Raw genomic sequence first — 20653 nt, 5'->3', positions numbered from 1 at the left:
GAACGGGTTCTAGTGGTGCCGAGCTCGAGCCGGCATCACCGGGGCCTCCAGACCGACAGTGTCACCGACAGCGTCACGATCGCCGGCTCCGGCAGGACGGCGATCCGCTGCAGCAGCTCGCGGTACTCGAGGTGCCGGGCGCTAGGCGTCATCAGCACCAACTGCTCCACGGCCGACCGGTCGAGCCGCATCGTCTCCTCGACCAGTTCGTTGCCGACGCGCTCGAACTCCCCCGCGAGCGACTCCTCCAGCCGGCGTTCCTTCTGGTCGTCGACACTGACCATTCCCAGCACGTCGACGAGCTCGGCGAGGTGCGGCTGGTTCGGGGTGACCACGAGCAGCCGGCCGCCGGGCGCCAGGATGCGCGCCATCTCGGTGGCGTTGCGCGGGGCGAACACGTTCAGCAGCACGTGCACCGAGTCGTCCAGCAGCGGCAGCTCACGCCACGCGTCGCACACCACGGACGCGATCCGCGGGTCCACCCGGGCCGCGCGGCGAGCGGCGTACTTCGAGACGTCCAGGGCGATCCCGCGGCGATCCGGGGACAGGCCCAGGACGCCGGACAGGTAGTAGGCGGTGCCGGCGCCGACCTCGACGACCAGGTCGTCCTCGCCGAGATCCGCCCGCAGGATGAGCGCGTCCCGGATCGGCGCGTAGTGGCCGGTGCCGAGGAAGACCGTGCGGGCGCCGACCATCGCGGCCGAGTCGCCCTCGATCCCGGTCGACGCCGAAGGCAACAAGTTCAGGTAGCCCTGCTTGGCCAGGTCGTACGCGTGCCCGTGCGCGCAGCGCGCCGTCCGGCCGTCCAGCGCCAGCGGATCCGCACAGACCGGGCAGCGCAGGACTTCGACGAGGTGGGCTTCCACCCGCCCTAGGTTATGTCGCGGCTCGTGATGCGGGCCCAGGCGGCTGCGTAGAAGACCGCGAGGTAGCCGCCCTGGAGGAGCAGGTTGCGGCCGATCTCGTGCCAGTACGGCGGATCGCGGAGCAGGTCGGCGAACGACTGCCAGCGGTACATCAGCAGCCACGGGTGGATCGCGTGCAACTGCGGGATCGCGGTCAGGATCCCGAGCACGATGAACGTGCCGAACGTCGCCGCCATCGCGGCCAGCGGGGTCGAGGTCAGCGACGAGATGAACAGGCCGATACCGGCCAGGCCGAGCAGCGACAGCGAGATCACGACGGCGATGCCGAGCGCGCGGAGCAGGCCTTCGCCGAGCGAGACGGTCGAGCCGGACAGCAGCAGGACGTCGCCGACCGGGAACAGGACGAAGCCGACGATCAGGCCGGAGATCCAGATCGTCATCGTCGCGGTCAGGCAGAACACGGCCAGGGCGACCATCTTCGCGGCGAGCAGCCGGGACCGGCCGGCCGGTGCGGTCAGCAGGTTGCGCAGCGTCCCGAGGCTGGCCTCGCCGGCCAGCGACTCCCCGGAGATCACGGTCACCGCGGTCGGCAGGAAGAACGGCAGCGACAGGCCCAGACTCGCGACGATCAGGAACAGGCCGTTGCCGGCGACCTGACCGATGAAGCCTTCGGCCCCGGGGTCCGTGCCGGCGATCTTGATCGCGATCCCGATCAGCAACGGCACGGCCGCCAGGACTCCGAGGCCCACCTGCGTCCGGGCCCGCGCGAACACCAGCCGCAACTCCGAGACGAACAGCGCGAGCGTATGCCGCCCAGCCCCCGGCTCCTGCCCGGCCGTAGTCCCGGTGCCCGGCGCGGCCGGCGCCCCGGCGCCCGGGCCGGCCGGGCCGGCCGGCTCGTCGACGGTCCGGCCGGTGGTCTCACTCGGCGACATCGAAGCCCTCCCCCGTGAGTGCCACGAACGCGTCCTCCAGGCTCGGGCGTTCCAGGCCGAAGCCGTGGATGCGGACGTCCGCCGCCACCAGCGCGGCGGCGAACTTCTCGATCGGGAGCTCGCCGGGATCGCCCTCGACGGTCTCGGCGGTGGTCTTCAGCTCGGTGACGCCCAGACCTTGCAGCGTCTCGGCCGCCTGGGTGAGGTCCGGCGTACGGACCACCAGCCGGGGACGGAGCTCGGCGCGCAGGTCGGCCACCGTGGACTGGCGCAGCAGCTTGCCGCGGCTCATCACCGCGGCGTGCGTGCAGACCTGCTCCACCTCGGCGAGCAGGTGGGTCGAGGTGAACACCGTCGTACCGTCGTGGGCCAGCTCCTGGATCAGGTGCCGGACCTCGCGGGTGCCCTGCGGGTCGAGCCCGTTCGTCGGCTCGTCCAGGACGAGCAACTCCCGGCGTTGCATCAGCGCGACCGCGATCGCGAGCCGCTGCCGCATCCCCAGCGAGTACGCGCGGACCTTCTTGCCGGCCGCGTTCGACAACCCGACCCGCTCGAGCGCCTCGCCGGCGCGGGCCTTCCGGGTCTTCGGGTCGGCGGTGCGGTCGGCGGCGTCGAACCGGAGCAGATTCGCCTGCCCGGTCCAGAACGGGTAGAACGCCGGCCCCTCGACCAGCGCGCCGACCCGGGGCAGCACCCGCAGGTGCGCCTTCGGCATCGGCTCGCCGAGCAGCTCGACCTCACCGGCCGTCGGCGCGATCAGTCCGAGCAGCATCCGGATCGTCGTCGTCTTGCCCGAGCCGTTCGGCCCGAGGAAGCCGAACACGCTGCCGGCCGGCACCTCCAGGTCGACCGCGTCCACCGCGACCTGCCCGCCGCGGAACCGCTTGGTCAGCCCGCGGGTGACGACCGGCGCGTCCGTCATCCGGCTGTTCAGCGGGGGGCCTTCGCCGCGGCCGCCTGCAGGGTGTCCGGCGTGACCAGGCCGACGAAGACCCTGCCGTCGTCGGTGATCAGCGCGCTCACCATCTTGCTGGTCACCACCTTGCCCTTGCCCCACGTGCCCTGCACGGTCGGCGCCTTCGCGAGCAGCTGCGCGAGCGGCCCGGTTCCGGTCAGGCCGGAGGTCTCCGCACCGCGGATCATCGCGACGCTCTCCCAGCCCTCGCCGATCACGGTCGGACGATCGGCCGTCGCCGCACCCGGCTTGCCCGGCTCGATCTGCTTCGGCGCGACCTGCTTCGGGGCGACCCGCTTCGGCCCGGCCGTCGACGGCACCTTCTGGTCCGTGACCTTCACACCCTTCGGCGGGGTGAAGGTGAACGTGGACGCGGCCGGTACGTCGAACGACACCGAGCTGAAGCCCAGCTCGAGCGCCGGGTCGCTGCCCTTGCGCGGCATCACCGTCACGTCCAGCGGGACCCAGGTCTTGGAGTCGATCGCCAGCGTCACCGACCCGACGGTCGTCTTCTCGGTCTTCGGCACCAGGCGCAGCTTGTACGCATCCCGGCCGGCGACCTTCTCGGTGCCGCTGACCTCGACCTTGGTGGTCGGGTCGATCGCGTCCAGGAACTGCTTGGCGGCCGCCTGCGGGTCGTACGACGGCACTGCCTTGTCCGGCTTGGCGGTCCTGTGCTCCGGCACGGTCAGCTTCACGGCCTCACGCTTGGACGAGTCGTACGCCCAGGCGGACGTGCCGTCGGTCGTCCACACGCGCTCGGCCTGGTTGTAGATGATCGAGACCCGCGCCTTGTCCGGGCCGGCGTACGCGACCCGCGCGGTGTGCTCGCCGCTGAGCAGGTCGGTGAGCTGCTGCGTGCCGGGCGCCATCCCAGGGATCGCCGGCAGGCCGAGGTCGGCGTCCGAGCGGACCGTGCCGCTGAGGCCGTCGACCTTCGCCGTCTGCACCTTCGCGAGCAGGTCCTGCGCGGTGATCCCGGGCAGCTTCGGCGAGGCATCGGCGACCATCGGCCCGAGTGCCCCCACGCCCGCCACCACGGCAACCGCCGTGACCGGAACCAACCACCGTCGACTGCGCTGTGCTACGCCCATGGATACAGCCTCGCACCGGGCCGGGGCGGATCCAAGTGGCCTCAGGGTAGGTTCACCCGAAAGAGTGATCCCGGCGTACGACCGTGGTCGTACGCCGGAGCCTCAGCGGGACTGCAGCGCGTCGAGTGCCACGGTCATCGCGGCCGCGACGCGGAAGTCCAGGCGCTCGTCCTGGACGGTGATCCGGTAGCGGTCCCGGACCGACAGCTTCCGCTCCACCGAGAGCACCGGCTGCCCGGTCGACCGGTCGGTGAAGTCGAAGTGGAAGATGAACGGCAGCGGGATCTCGCCGATGAACGGCACGAAGTCCCAGACCCGCCGGACGATCGCGACGGTCTGGTTGCGCTCGGTGCCGTCCGCCTCGACACCCGGTGCGCTGAGCTGCCAGCTCGACCGCAGCAGACTCTTGCCGAACTCCTTCTTGAACCACCCGATCACCTGCCCGTCGGCGTCGGTCACGTCGTACCCCGACCCGAGGTCGATGGTCTTGCGGGCCTTGAACGAGAACACCGGCCGGGTCTTGGTGTCGTCGCTGTAGAACGTCACCTGCTCCTTGAACGCCATCCGCTTCTGCTGCGCGAACGCGAGCAGCGGGCCGTCGCTTCCGTCCGGGTTGGTGGCGATCAACTCGTACTTGTTCGCCATCATCGTCACGCGCTGCTTCATCGAGAAGGCGGGGACGTACATCAGAGCATTCATGCGGAGGAGTGTGTCAGACCACAGGCCGACGCACCGACCTGCAGACCGCGAGCGAGCGCCGCGGCCCGCTCGGAGTCCTCGACGACCTGTACGACCAGCTCCCCGACGCCCTGCAGGGCCAGGTCGCGCGCGATCTCGACCCCGAACTCCACGGCCTCGGCAGGTGTCCGCGCAGCCCGCCACAGGACGCCGAAATCACCGGCCGGCCGGTCCGTCCCCAGGTCGACCACCAGCGCCTGCGCGTCCTGGAGCTGTGCCACGTCACCGCCGACCACCACCCGCACGCACTGACCGGCCGCCGGTACGACGTCCTGGGCGGCCTGCTCGGCGTCGCCGACGATCGAGGTGGCCCGGCGGCCCCATTCCTCGTGGTGGACCGCCCAGGACAACGGGCGGCGCTTGGCCCACCCGGATCGGACCAGCTCGGGCGCCGGCGCGAACCGGTCGACGTACCCGACGCAGAGGTACCCGATCAGCTCGATGTGCCGGGGCAGGTCGAGGACCGCCGCGACCTCGGCCGGTTCGAAGAACGAGACCCAGCCGACGCCGAGACCTTCGGCGCGGGCGGCGAGCCAGAGGTTCTGGATCGCGATCGCGGCGGAGAACACGGTGGTCCGCGGATCCGCGTGCCGGCCGAGCACGTGCCGGCCGCCGCGGCCGGGGTCGCAGGTCACCGCGATGTTCAGCGGCGCGTCGAGGATCGCCTCGATCTTCAGCCCGTCGAACGCCGCGCGCCGGTCCTGCGGGAGCGACGCCGCGAACGCGTCCCGCTGCGCGACCGCGAGCTCATGCACCTTGCGCCGGGTCGCCACGTCACGAAGCAGCAGAAAGTCCCACGGCTGACTGAGCCCCACACTCGGCGCCCGATGCGCCGCCTCCAGCACCCGCCCGAGCGTCAGCTCGTCAACCGGCTCGTCCAGGAACCCGCGCCGTACGTCCCGCCGCTCGGCGATCACCCGGTACACGGCGTCCCGCTCCCCCGGCCCGTACTCGGCCGTCGAGCGGCCGAGGGCGATGGTCGCGTTGGGGGTTCGGTGCTTTCCGAGGAGGAGTTGTGCACCGGCGGCGAGGACCGCTGCCTCGGCGACGCTTGGGGTTCCTTTGAGCTGTTCGACCTGCTCGCTCGGCGTCGGCACCTGCTGCAATCGGAGGTCGTCCGTCGAGAAGGTTCGCAGCTCGGCATCCAACTCGTTCACCAGTTGCTGCAGTGCGGGCTCGTGTTCCTTGCCTTCGACGGTGACGACCAGCCGGACCGCATCCGACCGGTCGCGCAGGACGGTGGCGACAAGGTCCTGCAGTTCCGCGTACGGCGTACCGGCGCGAAGGCCGACGCCGAGGACCAGGCTCACCGCACTCGCTCGCGCGCGGCGGCGACGAGGCGGGAGGCGACGTCCGGGGTGGCGGTCCAGTGCAGATGCAGGTACGACGCGTGGACGTGCGGGAGAGTGATTCCTTCCACACTGCCGGGGAGATGCCAGGCGGGGCGCACGTCGGTGTCGAGGTCGAGCGTGGTGCGGTGAAACTCGTGCCCCCGCACCCGGCGTCCTTCGTCGAAGAACCGAGTGGTGCCGGCCGCGACCGCCGTACGGTAGCCGAGCGTGAGGCGGCCGGTCATGCGGCCGGTCGCCGGGAGTACGCCGGTCATGGCGTGACCGTCGAGCTCGCGGCACAGGTACAACAGGCCGGCGCATTCGGCGATCACGGGCAGTCCGCCCGCGACCTCGGTGGCGACCTGGCGGCGGAGCTCGGTGTTGGCGGCGAGCGCCTCGGCGTGCAGCTCCGGGAATCCGCCGCCCAGGTAGAGCGCGGCGGTTGCCTCCGGCAACGTATCGATGAGCGGGTCGAAGGTCACGACATCGGCGCCGGCCGCCGTGAGTAGCTCGGTCGTCTCGGTGTAGCGGAACGAGAAGACGGGCCCACCCGCCACCGCGACCACCGGCCGGGCGCCGTCCGGAGAGACGACCTCGGCCGCTGGGTTCCAGGGCGTCGCGTCGTACTCGGTCGCGCCCTTCGCGGCGGCGACGAACGCCTCGAGGTCGACGCCGTCACGCACCAGCTCGGCCGCGGCGTCGACGGCCCGGTCGGCCTGTTCGCGTTGCTCGTCGGCGGGGACGAGGCCGAGATGACGACTCGGAACCGTGAGCCGCGTGTCACGCCGCAGCACCCCGAGCACCGGTACGCCGGTCGGCGCGACGCCCGCCCGGACCTCGGCCTCGTGCCGGTCCGTGCCGACCTTGTTCAGGATCACCCCGACGATCCGCACCTCGGTGTCGAAGGCGACGAATCCCTGGACGACGGCCCCGACGCTGCGACCGGCCGCAGACGCGTCCACCACCAGCACGACCGGCGCCTTCAGCAACTTCGCGACGTGTGCGGTCGACGAGAAGCCCTCGGTGCCGAGCGCGCCGTCGTACAGACCCATCACGCCTTCGACGACCGCGACGTCGGCGCCGGCCGCACCGTGCGCGAAGAGCGGTCCGACCCGCTCCTCCCCCGACAGCATCGGGTCGAGGTTGCGTCCCGGCCGTCCGGTCGCGACGGCGTGGAAGCCGGGATCGATGTAGTCGGGCCCGACCTTGAAGCCTGCGACGACGTGACCGGCCCGGCGCAGCGCCGCCATCAGCCCGACAGCCACGGTCGTCTTCCCGGCGCCGGACGACGGTGCTGCCACGACCACGCGCGGGATCACCACTCGATGCCCTTCTGGCCCTTCTGCCCGGCGTCCATCGGGTGCTTGAGCTTGGTCATCCGGGTGGCCAGGTCGGCGGCCTCGAGCAGCTTCGGGGCGGCGTCGCGGCCGGTGATCACGACGTACTGGTGGCCCGGCCGGTTGACCAGCGTGTCGACGACCTCGTCGACGTCGACCCAGCCCCACTTCATCGGATACGTGAACTCGTCGAGCACGTACAGGTCGTGGGCCTCCGCGGCCAGCCGGCGCTGGATCTCGCGCCAGCCCTCGAGCGCGTCGGCGGCGTGGTCCTCCTCGGTGCCGGCCTTGCGCGACCAGCTCCAGCCCTCGCCCATCTTGTGCCACTCGACCGGCCCGCCCTCACCGGTCGCGGCGTGCAGCCGGCCGAGCGCCTTGAACGCGCTCTCCTCGCCGACCTTCCACTTCGCGCTCTTCACGAACTGGAAGACCCCGATGTTCCAGCCCTGGTTCCAGGCCCGCAGCGCCATCCCGAACGCCGCCGTCGACTTCCCCTTCATCTCGCCGGTGTGCACCATCAGCAGCGGCCGGTTGCGGCGCTGCCGGGTGGTCAGGCCGTCGTCCGGTACGGCGACCGGTTGCCCCTTCGGCATATCAGGCCACCTTCCGTACTGCTACCCGTTCTGCGACCGCACGGACGAGGTTGCCGGCGGCAACGTCGCCGAGGTCGAGGTACTCGGCTCGAAGGTCCGAGGCGAGCTCGGCGGCAAGTCCGAGGCGGACGCCGCGGTGCGGCTCGCAGTCGACCACCACGGTCGCGACGCCGCGGTCCGCGAGCCAGCCGGCGGACTGGCGGGCACGGGCGAACGCGTTGTCGCCGTGGGTGGCGCGGCCGTCGGTGATGAGCACCAGGAGCGGACGGCGGCGCGGGTCCCGGATCGCGGCGATCCGCAGCACCTCGGCCGCCTGCACCAATCCTTCGGCGAGCGGTGTGCGGCCGCCGGTCGGGAGCGACTCGAGCCGTCGTACGGCGGTTTCGACACTGCCCGTCGGCGGGAGCGCGACCGTCGCCGCGGCGCCGGCGAACGTGACCAGGCCGACGGTGTCGCGGCGCTGGTAGGCGTCGAGGAGCAGCGAGACGATCGCGGTCTTCACCTCGGCCATCCGCTTCTTCGTCCCCATCGAGCCGGAGGCGTCGACGCAGAACAGGACGAGGTTGCCCTCACGCCCTTCGCGCACCGCCAGCCGTACGTCGGCCGCGCGGATCATCAGCCCGGGACCGCTCCGCCCGCGAACCTTCTGGTGCGGCGCCGCGGCGCGCACGGTCCCCAACACGTGCGGCCGTCCAGCTTCGCGGCCTACCCGGGCGCGGTCCCCCACCACACGACCCACCTCGGTGATCGCCCGTCCTCGCCGGCCGGCGACCCCGGTGCCGGCGCTCTGCACGCTCAGCAGGCGGGCCTTGTACGGCTCGGAGCTTCCGACGACCTCACCGGGTTGCTCGGCGGATTTGCCCGGAGTTGCAGAGGCCGTCGAATCGGCCTGGTCCGCGCTGTCCTGCCCTTCGCCGGAACCTTCCGTGCCCGGTCCGCCAGTGCCAGGGCCGTCCGGGGTGGGCGGGTCGTCGTCGGGGTCTTCCGGCGGGGTGCTGTTGTTGATCGCCTCTTCCAGCTGCTGGTCGTCGAGGCCCGGGGCGTCGAAGGGGTTCCGGCGGCGGCGGTGCGGCAGCGCGAGTTTGGCGGCGGCGCGGACGTCGTCGACCTCGACGACCGTGCGGCCCGACCACGCGGCGTGCGCGACGGCGGTGCGGGCGGTGACCAGGTCGGCGCGCATCCCGTCGACGTCGAACGACGCGCAGATCTCGGCGATCTGGCGGAGCGCGGAGTCGGTCAGGATCACCTCGGGGAGCAGGTCGCGCGCCTTCACGATCCGCTCGGCCAGCTCCCGCTGCGGGCCGTCGTGCCGGGCCGCGAAGGTCTCCGGGTCCGCCTCGTAGGTGAGCCGCGCGCGCATCACCTCCACGCGGACGGCGGGATCCCGGCTGGCGACCACGTCGACGGTCAGCCCGAACCGGTCCAGGAGCTGCGGCCGCAGCTCGCCCTCCTCCGGGTTCATCGTGCCGACGAGCACGAACCGCGCCGGGTGCGTGACCGAGACGCCGTCGCGCTCGACCGTCGCCCGCCCCATCGCGGCGGCGTCCAGGAGGACGTCGACCAGGTGATCGTGGAGCAGGTTGACCTCGTCGACGTACAGCAGCCCGCGATGCGCCGCGGCGAGCACCCCGGGCTCGTACGCCGTGACGCCCTCGGCCAGCGCCTTCTCCAGGTGCAGCGAGCCCAGCACCCGGTCCTCGGTCGCGCCGACCGGCAACTCGACCAGCCGCGCTGCCCGCACGGACCGCTCCCCAGTGTGCGGACCGTCCGGGCAGGCGGGATCCGGGTGGTCGGGATCGCACGAGAACCGGCAGCCGGCGACCACGTCCACGGGCGGCAGGACCTCGGTCAGGGCGCGGACGGCGGTCGACTTCGCCGTCCCCTTCTCGCCCCGGATCAGCACCCCGCCGATGGCCGGCGAGATCGCCGCCAGGATCAGCGCGAGCTGGAGATCGTCCATCCCGACGATCGCGGTGAACGGGAAGCTGGTCGAGCGCACGGACCGCATCGGCGGTGGATCCCTTTCGTCGAGCGGGTGTCCACGCCCGCTACGGCACTGGTACGCCGGCTCGGGTGACTGCAGGCCGGCGGACGACCGCGGATGTCCTGGCTTCCAGGGATCGGACCCTGGTCACAGTGGCGGGACCGCCCCGGACTCCCAGCACGCTGGTCACCGGTGTTCCTCCACACTCGTCGGCCCGATCATGGCACACCTGCCCGCCGCGCAACGCACCCCGGCCACGTGGCCCTCACCACGTACCGTGTGGCCATGATCAACGCGGGCGTCAGCGTGTCAGGCGTTTGGCGAGTGCTGTCGCGGCTGCGTCGTCCCTGACCTCGCGGATGCCGACGATCGGCGTGACGGTGACGAAACCCTCGGCGAGGAAGGCCTCGTCGGTGCCCGGGACCGGGGTGGCCTGGGTGCGCTCGACGACGATCATCGGCTCGCCCGTCGGAGCCGTCGCACCGACCAGCCGGGTACGCCGGGGCACGGCGAGCGACGCGTGCCGGACACCGGCCAACTGTTCCAGCGGGCGGTCCGGGACGTTGATCGTCAGCACCGTCCCGCCCGGCTCGTCCGCGATCCAGCCGAGCGCCTCACCGGCGATCGTCGCCGCGGTCGGCCAGTGCGCCGGGTCCTCGGAGTCGATGCTGACGGCGACCGCCGACGTACCGGTCTCGGCCGCGGTCAGCGCCGCCGCGACGGTGCCCGAGTGGAAGATCGACACGCCGATGTTCAGCCCGCGGTTGATACCCGACAGCACCAGGTCCGGCACCGGCCCGAACGAACCGGCCTGCGCCATCGTCACCGCCTGCGCCGGGGTGCCCTCGATGCCGATGAACGTGACGCCGTCGTCCACGTCGGAAGCGGTCCGGACCGGCCGCCCGACCATCCCGGCGCGGGCCGATCCGACGCCGCTCTCGTCGAGCATCGGGGCCACCACGAGTACGTCGTACCCGAGCTCGGCGATCGCCGGCGCGAGCGCCCGGATGCCTGGTGCGCGGTAACCGTCGTCGTTCGTGATCAGGACTCGCGGCATGTCTCTACCCAATCAGGCGCGGTCCTCGATGTCACCTTCCGTCTCAAGGACTGCGTTGCGTAGCGTCTCGAGCGCCTCCGCCGACGGCTCCGCCCACAGACCGCGCTGGGCGGCCTCGAGAAGGCGCTCCGCGATGCCGTGCCGCGCCCACGGGTTCGACGTCCGGAAGAACTCGGCCATCTCCGCATCGGCGACGTACTGCGTGGTCAGCGACTCGTACATCCAGTCGTCGACCACACCCGCGGTCGCGTCGTACCCGAACAGGTAGTCGACCGTCGCGGCCATCTCGAACGCGCCCTTGTACCCGTGCCGCCGCATCGCGGCCATCCACCGCGGGTTCACCACGCGGGCCCGGAAGACCCGCTTGGCCTCCTCCTCGAGCGTCCGGGTCTTCACCTGTGCGGGGACCGCGGAGTCGCCGACGTACGCCTTCGGGTTGGCGCCGGTGAGGTGCCGGACCATCGCGATCATGCCGCCGTGGTACTGGAAGTAGTCGTCGGAGTCCATGATGTCGTGCTCGCGGGTGTCCGCGTTCTTCGCCGCCACCTGGATCCGGGCGTAGGCGCGCTCCATCGAGCCGCGGGCCTCGGCGCCGTCCAGGTCCTTGCCGTACGCGTACCCGCCCCACACCGCGTACACCTCGGCCAGCTCGGCGTCGGTGCGCCAGTTCCGGGCGTCGACGAGCGGGAGCAGGCCGGCGCCGTACGACCCGGGCTTGGAGCCGAACACGCGGGCCGTCGCCTGCCGTACGTCGTTGCCGGCCGCAACGTCGGTGTCCACGTGCGCCTTGAGGAAGTTGTCCGCCGGCGACTCGTCGAGGGCGGCGACCGTACGGACCGCCTCGTCGAGCAGCGCGACGACATGCGGGAAGGCGTCCCGGAAGAAGCCGGAGATCCGGATCGTCACGTCGATCCGCGGGCGGCCGAGCTCCTCCGGGCCGACCACCTCGAAACTCGTGACGCGGCGGGAGGCGTCGTCCCAGACCGGCCGGCAGCCGAGCAGCCAGAGCACCTCGGCGAGGTCGTCGCCCTGCGTGCGCATCGCCGACGTACCCCAGACGGTGAGGCCCACGGACCGCGGCCATTCCCCGGTCTCGGCCCGGTGTCGCGCCAGCAGCGAGTCGGCGAGCGCGACTCCGACGTCCCAGGCGTTCCGGCTCGGGATCGCCTTCGGGTCCACCGCGTAGAAGTTGCGTCCGGTCGGCAGCACGTTGACGAGCCCGCGAGTGGGCGACCCCGAAGGACCGGCCTCCACGAACCGCCCGTCCAAAGCCCGCAGCACGTTCCCCAGCTCGTCCGGCGTCCGAGCGAGCCGCGGCACAACTTCGGTCGCCGCAAAGGTCAGCGACGCCTCGACCTCGGGACAGTCCCGGGCCAGCACCTCGGCGACCACCACCGGAACCTTCGTCGCGTCCCAGCTCAATGTCTCCATCCCGAGTACCAGCTTCCGGGCCACAGCCTCCAGGATGTCGACGCCGTCGGCCCCGGTCACCGCCGGCAGGTCCGCGAGGGTGGCCAGATCGGTCAGGTCGGCCGCCGGCCCCGGGTTGGCCAGCAACTCGGCCTCGTCCACCCCGAACGCCGTCCCCAGAGCAGCCCGCAGCCCAGGAATCGAGTACGACCCGCCCCACAGCTGCCGAGCCCGCAGTACGGCGAGCACCAGGTTGACCCGCGCCTCACCCACCGGCGCACCACCCAGCACATGCAGCCCGTCGCGGATCTGCACGTCCTTGATCTCGCACAGATACCCGTCCAGATGCAGGACGAACTCGTCGAAGTCGTCGTCCTCCGGCTTCTCCGCGGTGTGCAGGTCGTGGTGCAGCTGCGCCGCCTGGATCAGCGTCCAGATCTGCGCCCGCAGCGTCGGCACCTTCTCCGGGTCGAGCGCCTGCACCGTCGCGTACTCGTCGAGCAGGTACTCCAGCTTCGCCATGTCGCCGTACGTCTCGGCCCGCGCCATCGGCGGCACCAGGTGGTCGACGACCGTCGCGTGCGCCCGCCGCTTCGCCTGCGTGCCCTCGCCGGGGTCGTTGACGATGAACGGGTAGATCATCGGCAGGTTCCCGAGCACGGCGTCCGGCGCGCAGTCGGCCGCCATCCCGATGCCCTTGCCCGGCAGCCATTCCAGCGTGCCGTGCTTGCCCAGATGGACGACGGCCTGCGCACCGAAACCGCCGTCGCCGGGTGATGCCTCCAGCCAGCGGTACGCCGCGAGGTAGTGGTGCGACGGCGCCATGTCCGGGTCGTGGTAGATCGCCACCGGGTTCTCGCCGAAGCCGCGCGGCGGCTGGATCATCAGCACGACGTTCCCGAACCGCAACGCCGCCAGCGCGATCGCCGGCTCGTCGCCGGACGTGTCGACGTACAACTCCCCCGGCGCCTCGCCCCACGCCTCGGTCATTGCCGTCCGCAACGACTCCGGGATCCGCCCGAACCAGCGGGCATAGGTGGACAGCGGAACCTTGGCGACCGCGTTGGCCAGCTGCTCGTCGGTCAGCCAGTCGACGTCGTGACCGCCGGCGGCGATCAACTGGTGGATCAGGCCGTCGCCCTCCAGTTGGCTGACGTCGAGGTCGCCCAGGTCGTACCCGGCCTCCTGCAGCCGGCCCAGCAGCACGACCGCCGACGCCGGCGTGTCCAGACCGACCGCGTTCCCGATCCGGGCGTGCTTGGTCGGGTACGACGACAGCACCAGCGCGATCCGCTTCTCGGCCGCCGGAACGTGCCGCAGCCGGGCGTGCGCGACCGCGATCCCGGCCAGCCGCGCGCACCGCTCCGGGTCCGGCGCGTACCGGGCCAGCCCGTCGGCGTCGTACGACTTGAACGAGAACGGGATCGTGATCAACCGCCCGTCGAACTCCGGGATCGCCACCTGCGTCGCCGCGTCCAGCGGGCTGACGGCCGCGTCGCTGTCCACCCACTGCTCGCGGGTCGAGGTCAGCGCGAGGCCCTGGAGCAACGGGATGTCGAGCGACGCCAGCGCGCCGGCGTCCCACGCGTCGTCCGCACCACCCGCGCTCGCGTTCGCCGCGGCGGATCCGCCGGCCGCGAGCAGCGTCGTCACGAGGACGTCGCACTTGCGCAGCAACGCGAACAACCCGGCGTTGTCGGGCGACGTCGGGTCGAGCCCGCGCAGCGTCCCGCAGTACACGGGCAGCGGCTGGGCGCCGGCCTCGTCGACCGCGGCCGCGAGCGCATCGACGAAGGCGGTGTTCCCGGAGATCTCGTGCGCCCGGTAGTACACGATGCCGACGACCGGGCGGTCGTCCTCGACGTACGTCCCCCGGACGCCGTACGCCGGAAGCGCGCGCGGCGGCTCGAACTCGTCGCCGGTCAGCAGCAGCGTGTCCCGCAGGAAGCCGGCCAGGTTGCGGAGGTTGTCCGCGCCGCCCTCGCGAAGGTAGGCCAGCGCCTCGGTGACCGCACCGGCCGGCACAGTCGACAGCGACATCAGCTCCGCGTCCGGCGCGGCCTCACCGCTGACCACCACCGTGGGCTTCCCCGAGGCGAGCACCGCGTCGAGCCCGTCCTCCCACGCCCGCCGCCCGCCCAGCAGCCGCACCACAACCACATCAGCGGCGCCGAGCAGCGGACCCAGTTCGGTGAGCCCCAGCCTGGCCGGGTTGGCGACCTTCCAGCCGGCACCCGCCTCAGCTGCGGCCAGCAGATCGGTGTCAGCGGTCGAAAGCAGCAGAAGATTCGCAGCCACGAGCACAGTCCTTCCCGGGATGTCCACGTCCCGACCGGAGGTACGACGGCGGCAGTTCCTGACTCCCCCCAGAACGCGGGGTCACAGTGGCGGGACCGTCCCGGACTCACACCGGGTTCCTGCAGATGCCGTCGAATGACGCCGCGACTCTATCCGACCCAGCTCGGTCTGTGGGTCTGAGAGGATGCGGTCCAGATCACCTCGCGAAAGCGGCCACCGATGACCTCCTGGCGTAACACTGCCTCTGCCGAGGCACAGCAAACGCTCGACGACCTGTTCGACACCGCCGTCCGACTGGCGGTGGAGCACCTGGTCAAGCGCGGCGGCTTTCTGCCGTTCGCCGTCAGCGCGGCAGACGGTGAGCCGATCTCGATCGAGATGCTCGGCGAGAAGGCCGACGCACGCCGGACGATCGACTTGCTCTGGGACAGTCTGCGGGCGAGGCGGGACGATCTGGTGGCGGCTGCGGTGGTCGCGGATGTGCGGCTCGGCGGCGATGGGTGGCCCGACGGCATTCAGGTGGAGGCCGAGCACCGGGACGGGATCGTGTTGAGCATCGTCGCGCCGTACCGTCGGCGGCGCCTTCGGCGCGACGTTGAACTCGAGGAGTTCGGTCTCGCCGAAGGTCAGCGCCGGCTTTGGTGAGCTCTATCTGTGCATCGCGTAGTGGGCGGCCAGGAGGTCGGTGCCCCAGTCGTTGCGGAAGTCACGCCAGACGGAGTGGATGTGGTTGGCGTTGTCCTGGGTGTTGTCGTACTCGGCGAGGAACGTCGGGCCGGCGATCGAGTAGTAGTGGCGGTGGCCGGAGCCGGGCTGGGTTTCGCCGGCCCAGGCGAACGTCAGGCGCTCGATGCCGTGCTGGGTGATGTCCTGCCAGGTCTGCAGCCCGATCGGCCCGGCGGCGCGGCCGACGTACTGCCCGATCAGGAGGCTGAGGAGCTGGCGCTGATCCTCGGTCATGTCGCCGTACGCGAGGCCCCGGTGCAGGAGTGACGGGTCGGCCACCGGGTCGTGGCGGGTCAGGATGTCGTCGGGCGCGTCCGGTGAGACCAGCGCGACGTCCAGCTGCCCCGGCTCCAGCGCGTGCAGCAGCTGGAAGCCCAGGTCCTGCTCCGCGGCCAGGAACCGCCGCCCGGCCTGCGGTCCGGTGAGGACCTCGGCCGGGTTCGAGCCGAGGAACTGCGGTGTGAACGCGACCGCTCCGTCGACGAGCGTGACGTGCAGTGCCAGGTGGTGCCCGTTCAGCCGCCAGGCCCACGGGTCGGTGCCGTTCGGGTCACCGAGCACGCGCAGGAAGTACCGGTCGGCGACCGTCGCCCCTTCCCATTCCCCCGACGGCGGCAGGTCCGGCAGGCCGCGGACGATGACCTCGGCGTCCAGAACCGCCCAGACGTCGGCCGTACCGCGCTCGCTGCACCCGGTCGCGACCAGCCGCTCCACGAGCTTCTGCTGCGCCGGCGTCAGCTCGGTCAGGGCAAGGCCCGGCACAGGTCCCGGCAGGTACGTCCACTGCTGGTGGTCCGGGGTGTCGAAGGGTGCGCGGATCTTGTCGAGCTGAGCCGGCGTGAGGCTCGCCAGCAGCTCGAGAACCGTGTCCCGCGTCTGCGCTACAACCATGCCGATCGCTCCCGTTCCGTCGGTTCGTAGGTGGTCCACTGTTCGAACGGCCGGTCCAGCTTGTACCGGAAATCGGGCTGCCGCAGCAGGACGCGTGTTTCGGCGTTCCCCGGGTTCCGCAGCGACTCGAAGAACCGCACGGACCAATGGAACCACCGCATGCAGAACAGCCGCATGGTCAGGCCGTGCGAGACCAGCAGCACGTTGCGCGGGGCGTCCGAGCTCTCGAAGTCGCGGTGCATGGTCTCCAGGAACGTCGACACCCGGTCGTACACGTCCGACCCCGACTCACCGTGGGTGAACCGGTAGAAGAAGTGCCCGAACGAGTCGCGGAGCTTCTCCTGCCGCTCGATGTCCTCGGTGTCCTGCAGGTTCGCCCAGTCCTGCTCCCGCAGCCGCGGCTCCTCCCGCGGCAGCTCGATCAGGTCGTCCAGCCCGAGCGAGTCCAGCGTCTGCCGGGCGCGCAGGTACGGCGAGACGTACACGCGGACCGGCTCGTTCTCGAACAGCTCCCGCAGCTCCCGCCCCGCTTTGGCGGCCTGTTCATGGCCAACCGGGGTCAACGGGACCGCATGGTCGGGGGTCCGCTCGTAGACCGTCTTGTCCAGGTTCGCCTCGGACTCGCCGTGCCGGATCAACGCGATCCGCACCGGCCGGCGGCTCAGATCCATCGCTTCCCCTTCCCGAGGACGGCCGCCACCCCCACGGCGGCGATCCCGACCCGCCGCGCGAGTTCCGCCGTACGGCGCACGTCGGCGACCGTCGGCGCCGGGCCGTCACCCAGTGTGCCGCGATCCTCCTGGTAGCTGCCGTAGCTGTTCGTACCGCCCAGCGTGAGACCGAGCGCTCCGGCGAACGCGGCCTCGACCGGCCCGGCGTTCGGGCTCGGATGCTTCGGCGCGTCCCGGCGCCACACGGCGACGGTTTCGCGGGGGCGGCCGGATGCGAGCCCGGTCAGCAGCGCGCAGACCCGCGCCGGCAACAGGTTGACGAGGTCATCCAGCCGCGCCGACGCCCAGCCGAAGTCCTCGTACCTGGGTGAGCGATACCCGACCATCGCGTCCAACGTGTTCACAGCCCGATACCCGAGCAGACCGGGTACCCCCAGCAACCCGCCCCACAGCAGCGGCGCCACGCAAGCGTCGGAGGTGTTCTCCGCGACCGACTCCACCGTCGCGCGGGCCAAGTCGTCGGCCTCCAGGTCGGTCGCGTCGCGCGCACACAGGTGGCTGAGGCGATCCCGCGCACCTGGAATGTCCTTCTCCTCCAGCAGCTCGGCCATCGCCTCGGCCTCACGCTCCAGACTGCGAGCGCCCAGCACAGCCCAGGTGGCAGCGGCCGTAACCGCGGTATGAAGCACCGAATGCCGACGGCAGGCGTGCTCAACCGCAACCCCCAGCGCCGCGGTCGCACCGACCAGCACGGCCGTGTACCCGGCCCCCCGGCGCCGGGAGTCGCGGTACATCTGCTGCTCCAGCCAACCGGCAGTCCGGCCAAACCCAGCAACCGGGTGATACCGCCGAGGATCCCCAAGCACCCGATCAGCAGCAAACCCCAGCACAACACCCAAAGCCCGCGACACCCTCGGCAGTCTGCCACGGCACACAGCCGGGTTGTCCGTGACATGCGCGGTCCTTGGTTGTGATTGGGTGAGCGGCATGGGAATCGCGGAGCTGCTCCGGCAGGTCGACGGGAGCGGGGAGTTCGGGGTCTGGCTCGGCCGGCTGGACGGTACACCGGTGTTCGTGCACGAGGCGGAGCGGGCGCACTACTCCGCGAGCACGATGAAGCTGCCGGTGGCGATGGCGATGCTGCGCAAGGTCGACGCCGGTGAGCTGTCGCTCTCCCAGCCGGTGGCCGTGCACAACGACTTCGCGTCCGCGGCCGGCGGCCGGTTCGGGGTGAACCCGGACGAGGACGAGGCGCCGAAGACCTGGGAGGAGCTCGGCAAGAAGGTGCCGCTCGACTGGCTGGCGGCCGAGATGATCACCCGGTCCAGCAACCTCGCGACCGACCTCGTGCTCGAACAGGTCGGCATCGCCGCCGCCCACGCCGAGCTGGCCGCGGCGACACTGCCCGGCTCGCCTGCACCCGAGTCCAGGATCCAGCGCGGTATCGACGACGTTCCCGCCGCGCGGGCCGGGATCAGCAACCTGATGAGCCCGGCCGGGATGGCCGGCGTGCTCGTTGCGGTAGGCAACCAGCAGGGCGAGTCCGCCGACTATCTGCGCGAGCTGCTGGCCGGCAACCAGTGGAACGGCGAGATCCCCGCGCTGCTGCCGAAAGGCACCCGCGTCGAGCACAAGAACGGCTGGGACACCCGGATCCGGCACGACGGCGGCATCGTCCGCCCCGCGGACGCCGACCCGTTCGTGCTGGTCGTCTGTACGACGTCGGAGCTGCCCGACAGCGAAGCGCAGAAGCTGATCGCCTCGATCGCGCTCGAGGCCTGGAACCACCGGCACGACCTGGAGGCAGCGCGGTGAGGATCACCACCCACCTGGTCTCGGCGCCACTGCACACGCCGTTCGTCACCGCCCTACGGACGGCCACCCACGTCGAGTCGCTGCTGGTCGAGATCAGCGACGGCGAGCTCAGCGGCTGGGGCGAGGCGCCCCAGGTCTGGAAGGTGACCGGCGACTCGCTCGCCGGCTCCCAAGCCTGTATCGAGGGCCCGATCAGCACCGCGCTCGGCGGCCTCGGCCCCGACGACCTCACCGAGGCGCTGCGTCGCGTGCAGGGTGCCGCGGTCGGCAACCTCGGAGCGAAGGACGCCGTCGACGTCGCGCTGCACGACCTCGCGGCCCGGCGACGCGGGCAGACGCTGCACGGGTTCCTCGGGTCGACGACCGACGTCGTCCGGACCGACGTGACGTTGTCGGTCGGCGACGCGGACGCCTTGGCCGACGCCGGGAAGGCGCGCGTCGCGGACGGGTTCGACGTTCTGAAGATCAAGGTCGGCACCGACGCGGCCGGCGACATCGACCGCGTCCGGCGGGTCCGCTCGGCGATCGGCCCGCAGCCGCGGCTGCGGCTCGACGCGAACCAGGGCTGGACGCGGCGCGACGCGGTCACCGTGATCCGGGCGCTGGAGGATGCCGGCTGCGCGATCGAGCTCGTCGAGCAGCCGGTCGCCGCGGCCGACCTCGACGGCATGGCCTGGGTGACCGACCGGGTCAGTACGCCGATCCTCGCCGACGAGTCCGTGTACGGCGTCCGCGACCTGGTCGCCGTGATCCGCCGCGGCGCGGCCGACTTGGTGAACGTCAAGCTCGCGAAGTGCGGCGGGCTGGCGCCGGCGCGGACCCTCCTCGAGCTCGCCCGCGAGCACGGGCTCGGCGCGATCGTCGGCTGCATGATGGAGAGCCACGTCGGCGTCGGCGCGGCGGCCGCGCTGGTGTCGGCGTACCCGACGTCGGCGGTCAACGACCTGGACGCGGCCTGGTGGCTGCGCGAACCGCCGGTGATCGGCGGGATCCGGTACGACGGCTCGCTGATCCACCTGCCGTCGGCTCCGGGACTCGGCGTGACAGGCTTGACCGCATGAAGTTAGCCGCCACCAAGGTTCCGGTCAGCACGGTCTGGACCTCGCCGGACGCGCCACGCGACATCGACGCCCCGGCAACCGCCGCACAACCCGACGTCGCCGCCTGGGCGCTGTCGATGGACACCGAGACCCGGCTCGGCCTGCACGGCCGGACCCTGACCCAGCTGCTGTTCGCCGAGCCCGTCCTGGTGCGCTCGGAGCGCAACGGCTGGTCCGAGATCCTCGCGCCCTGGCAGCCGTCGTCCGGGGACGAGCTCGGGTACCCGGGCTGGGTTCCGTCGAGCCACCTCGGCGAACTGCCGCAGAGTGCCAACGACCCGGTCGCGATCGCCGTACCGGCGGCGTCGCTGCTCGCCGGGCCCGGCGGCCGCCCGATCGCCGAGCTGTCGTTCGGCACGGTGCTCGCCTCCGACGAGCACGCCGACGGGCACACGCGGGTGGCGACGCCCGACGGCGGGTCCGGCTGGCTGGCGGACGCTGCCCTGCGGTCCGTGTCCGAGCCGTCCACGGCCGACGACCGGCTGCGGCTCGGCGAGCAGTTCCTCGGACTGGAGTACCTCTGGGGCGGTACGTCGGCGCACGGGCTGGACTGCTCCGGGCTGATCCACACGGTCAGCCGGGTGCTCGGTCTGCGGACGCCGCGCGACGCCCACGACCAGGCGGACACGCTGCCGAACATCCCGATCGACGAGGCGCGACCGGGTGACCTCTACTTCTTCGCGCGGGACGGGAAGCGGGTGCACCACGTCGGGTTCGTGTCCGCGGCCGGGATGCTGCACGCGTCCGAGACCGGCAAGCGCCTGGAGAACGAGGCGCTCTCCGACGACCGCCGCGCCACGCTGGTCACTGCCGCGCGCTTCTGAGCACACAGCAGATCGCCCCGGACCGCCG

At 71.7% G+C, this 20653-nt stretch carries 18 protein-coding genes and 2 riboswitches; of the genes, 4 read left to right on the top strand and 14 right to left on the bottom strand.

What is annotated here, in order from left to right:
• Window positions 1-35: 35 nt before the first annotated feature.
• The 11 genes from ABZX12_RS06220 to cobN form a co-directional block, all read right to left on the bottom strand.
• Window positions 36-866: a putative RNA methyltransferase gene (locus ABZX12_RS06220; protein WP_355690326.1), complete on the bottom strand. Its 831-nt coding sequence runs from the start codon at window positions 864-866 to the stop codon at window positions 36-38.
• A gap of 5 nt (window positions 867-871) precedes the next feature.
• Window positions 872-1801: an ABC transporter permease subunit gene (locus ABZX12_RS06215; protein WP_355690324.1), complete on the bottom strand. Its 930-nt coding sequence runs from the start codon at window positions 1799-1801 to the stop codon at window positions 872-874.
• Window positions 1788-2723: an ABC transporter ATP-binding protein gene (locus ABZX12_RS06210; protein ID WP_355690322.1), complete on the bottom strand. Its 936-nt coding sequence runs from the start codon at window positions 2721-2723 to the stop codon at window positions 1788-1790. The genes ABZX12_RS06215 and ABZX12_RS06210 overlap by 14 nt, the downstream gene beginning before the upstream one ends.
• An 8-nt stretch (window positions 2724-2731) precedes the next feature.
• On the bottom strand, window positions 2732-3784 hold the full coding sequence (locus tag ABZX12_RS06205; RefSeq protein ID WP_355690321.1) for a hypothetical protein: 1053 nt from the start codon (window positions 3782-3784) through the stop codon (window positions 2732-2734).
• Window positions 3785-3952: 168 nt separating this feature from the next.
• On the bottom strand, window positions 3953-4549 hold the full coding sequence (locus tag ABZX12_RS06200) for a hypothetical protein (protein ID WP_355690319.1): 597 nt from the start codon (window positions 4547-4549) through the stop codon (window positions 3953-3955).
• The gene (bluB, locus tag ABZX12_RS06195; RefSeq protein ID WP_355690318.1) at window positions 4546-5898 is read right to left on the bottom strand and encodes a 5,6-dimethylbenzimidazole synthase; all 1353 of its coding nucleotides are present in this window, start codon (window positions 5896-5898) and stop codon (window positions 4546-4548) included. The genes ABZX12_RS06200 and bluB overlap by 4 nt, the downstream gene beginning before the upstream one ends.
• Window positions 5895-7238: a cobyrinate a,c-diamide synthase gene (locus ABZX12_RS06190; protein WP_355690316.1), complete on the bottom strand. Its 1344-nt coding sequence runs from the start codon at window positions 7236-7238 to the stop codon at window positions 5895-5897. The genes bluB and ABZX12_RS06190 overlap by 4 nt, the downstream gene beginning before the upstream one ends.
• The gene (gene cobO / locus ABZX12_RS06185; protein ID WP_355690315.1) at window positions 7235-7849 is read right to left on the bottom strand and encodes a cob(I)yrinic acid a,c-diamide adenosyltransferase; all 615 of its coding nucleotides are present in this window, start codon (window positions 7847-7849) and stop codon (window positions 7235-7237) included. The genes ABZX12_RS06190 and cobO overlap by 4 nt, the downstream gene beginning before the upstream one ends.
• A gap of 1 nt (window position 7850) precedes the next feature.
• Window positions 7851-9857 carry a putative cobaltochelatase gene (locus ABZX12_RS06180; RefSeq protein ID WP_355690313.1) on the bottom strand — a complete coding sequence of 669 codons (2007 nt, stop codon included), beginning with the start codon at window positions 9855-9857 and terminating at the stop codon, window positions 7851-7853.
• Between the two features lie 94 nt (window positions 9858-9951).
• Window positions 9952-10031, bottom strand: a riboswitch (cobalamin riboswitch).
• Between the two features lie 103 nt (window positions 10032-10134).
• Window positions 10135-10890: a 5'/3'-nucleotidase SurE gene (gene surE, locus ABZX12_RS06175; protein WP_355690311.1), complete on the bottom strand. Its 756-nt coding sequence runs from the start codon at window positions 10888-10890 to the stop codon at window positions 10135-10137.
• Between the two features lie 12 nt (window positions 10891-10902).
• Window positions 10903-14598 carry a cobaltochelatase subunit CobN gene (gene cobN / locus ABZX12_RS06170; protein WP_355690310.1) on the bottom strand — a complete coding sequence of 1232 codons (3696 nt, stop codon included), beginning with the start codon at window positions 14596-14598 and terminating at the stop codon, window positions 10903-10905.
• A 32-nt stretch (window positions 14599-14630) separates the two neighbouring features.
• Window positions 14631-14759: riboswitch (cobalamin riboswitch) on the bottom strand.
• 139 nt (window positions 14760-14898) lie between these two features.
• Here cobN and ABZX12_RS06165 point away from each other — a divergent pair.
• Complete coding sequence (locus ABZX12_RS06165; protein ID WP_355690309.1) at window positions 14899-15243, top strand: hypothetical protein; 345 nt, start codon at window positions 14899-14901, stop codon at window positions 15241-15243.
• Window positions 15244-15246: 3 nt separating this feature from the next.
• Here ABZX12_RS06165 and ABZX12_RS06160 read toward each other — a convergent pair whose 3' ends face one another.
• From ABZX12_RS06160 to ABZX12_RS06150, 3 genes are read right to left on the bottom strand one after another with little or no spacing between them, the layout of a single operon-like run.
• Window positions 15247-16215 (bottom strand): DUF3500 domain-containing protein, encoded by a 969-nt coding sequence (locus tag ABZX12_RS06160; RefSeq protein ID WP_355690308.1) that lies wholly within the window; start codon window positions 16213-16215, stop codon window positions 15247-15249.
• Window positions 16206-16886: a phosphoglycerate mutase family protein gene (locus tag ABZX12_RS06155; RefSeq protein ID WP_355690306.1), complete on the bottom strand. Its 681-nt coding sequence runs from the start codon at window positions 16884-16886 to the stop codon at window positions 16206-16208. The genes ABZX12_RS06160 and ABZX12_RS06155 overlap by 10 nt, the downstream gene beginning before the upstream one ends.
• Window positions 16877-17797, bottom strand: coding sequence for a cobalamin biosynthesis protein (locus tag ABZX12_RS06150; RefSeq protein ID WP_355690304.1), 921 nt, complete (start codon window positions 17795-17797; stop codon window positions 16877-16879). The genes ABZX12_RS06155 and ABZX12_RS06150 overlap by 10 nt, the downstream gene beginning before the upstream one ends.
• A gap of 76 nt (window positions 17798-17873) precedes the next feature.
• Between ABZX12_RS06150 and ABZX12_RS06145 the strand changes: the two genes are divergently transcribed.
• From ABZX12_RS06145 to ABZX12_RS06135, 3 genes are read left to right on the top strand one after another with little or no spacing between them, the layout of a single operon-like run.
• The gene (locus ABZX12_RS06145) at window positions 17874-18701 is read left to right on the top strand and encodes a serine hydrolase (protein WP_355690302.1); all 828 of its coding nucleotides are present in this window, start codon (window positions 17874-17876) and stop codon (window positions 18699-18701) included.
• Entirely contained in the window at window positions 18698-19762 is a 1065-nt protein-coding gene (locus ABZX12_RS06140; RefSeq protein ID WP_355690300.1) for a dipeptide epimerase, read from the top strand. The genes ABZX12_RS06145 and ABZX12_RS06140 overlap by 4 nt, the downstream gene beginning before the upstream one ends.
• Window positions 19759-20625 (top strand): NlpC/P60 family protein, encoded by an 867-nt coding sequence (locus ABZX12_RS06135; protein WP_355690298.1) that lies wholly within the window; start codon window positions 19759-19761, stop codon window positions 20623-20625. Before ABZX12_RS06140 ends, ABZX12_RS06135 begins: the two co-directional genes overlap by 4 nt.
• The last annotated feature ends 28 nt before the right edge of the window (window positions 20626-20653 follow it).

Origin of the sequence: Kribbella sp. NPDC003505 (genome assembly GCF_040610875.1) — a bacterium.
GTDB lineage: Bacteria > Actinomycetota > Actinomycetes > Propionibacteriales > Kribbellaceae > Kribbella.
This window is presented reverse-complemented; position numbering and strand designations above follow the sequence as displayed.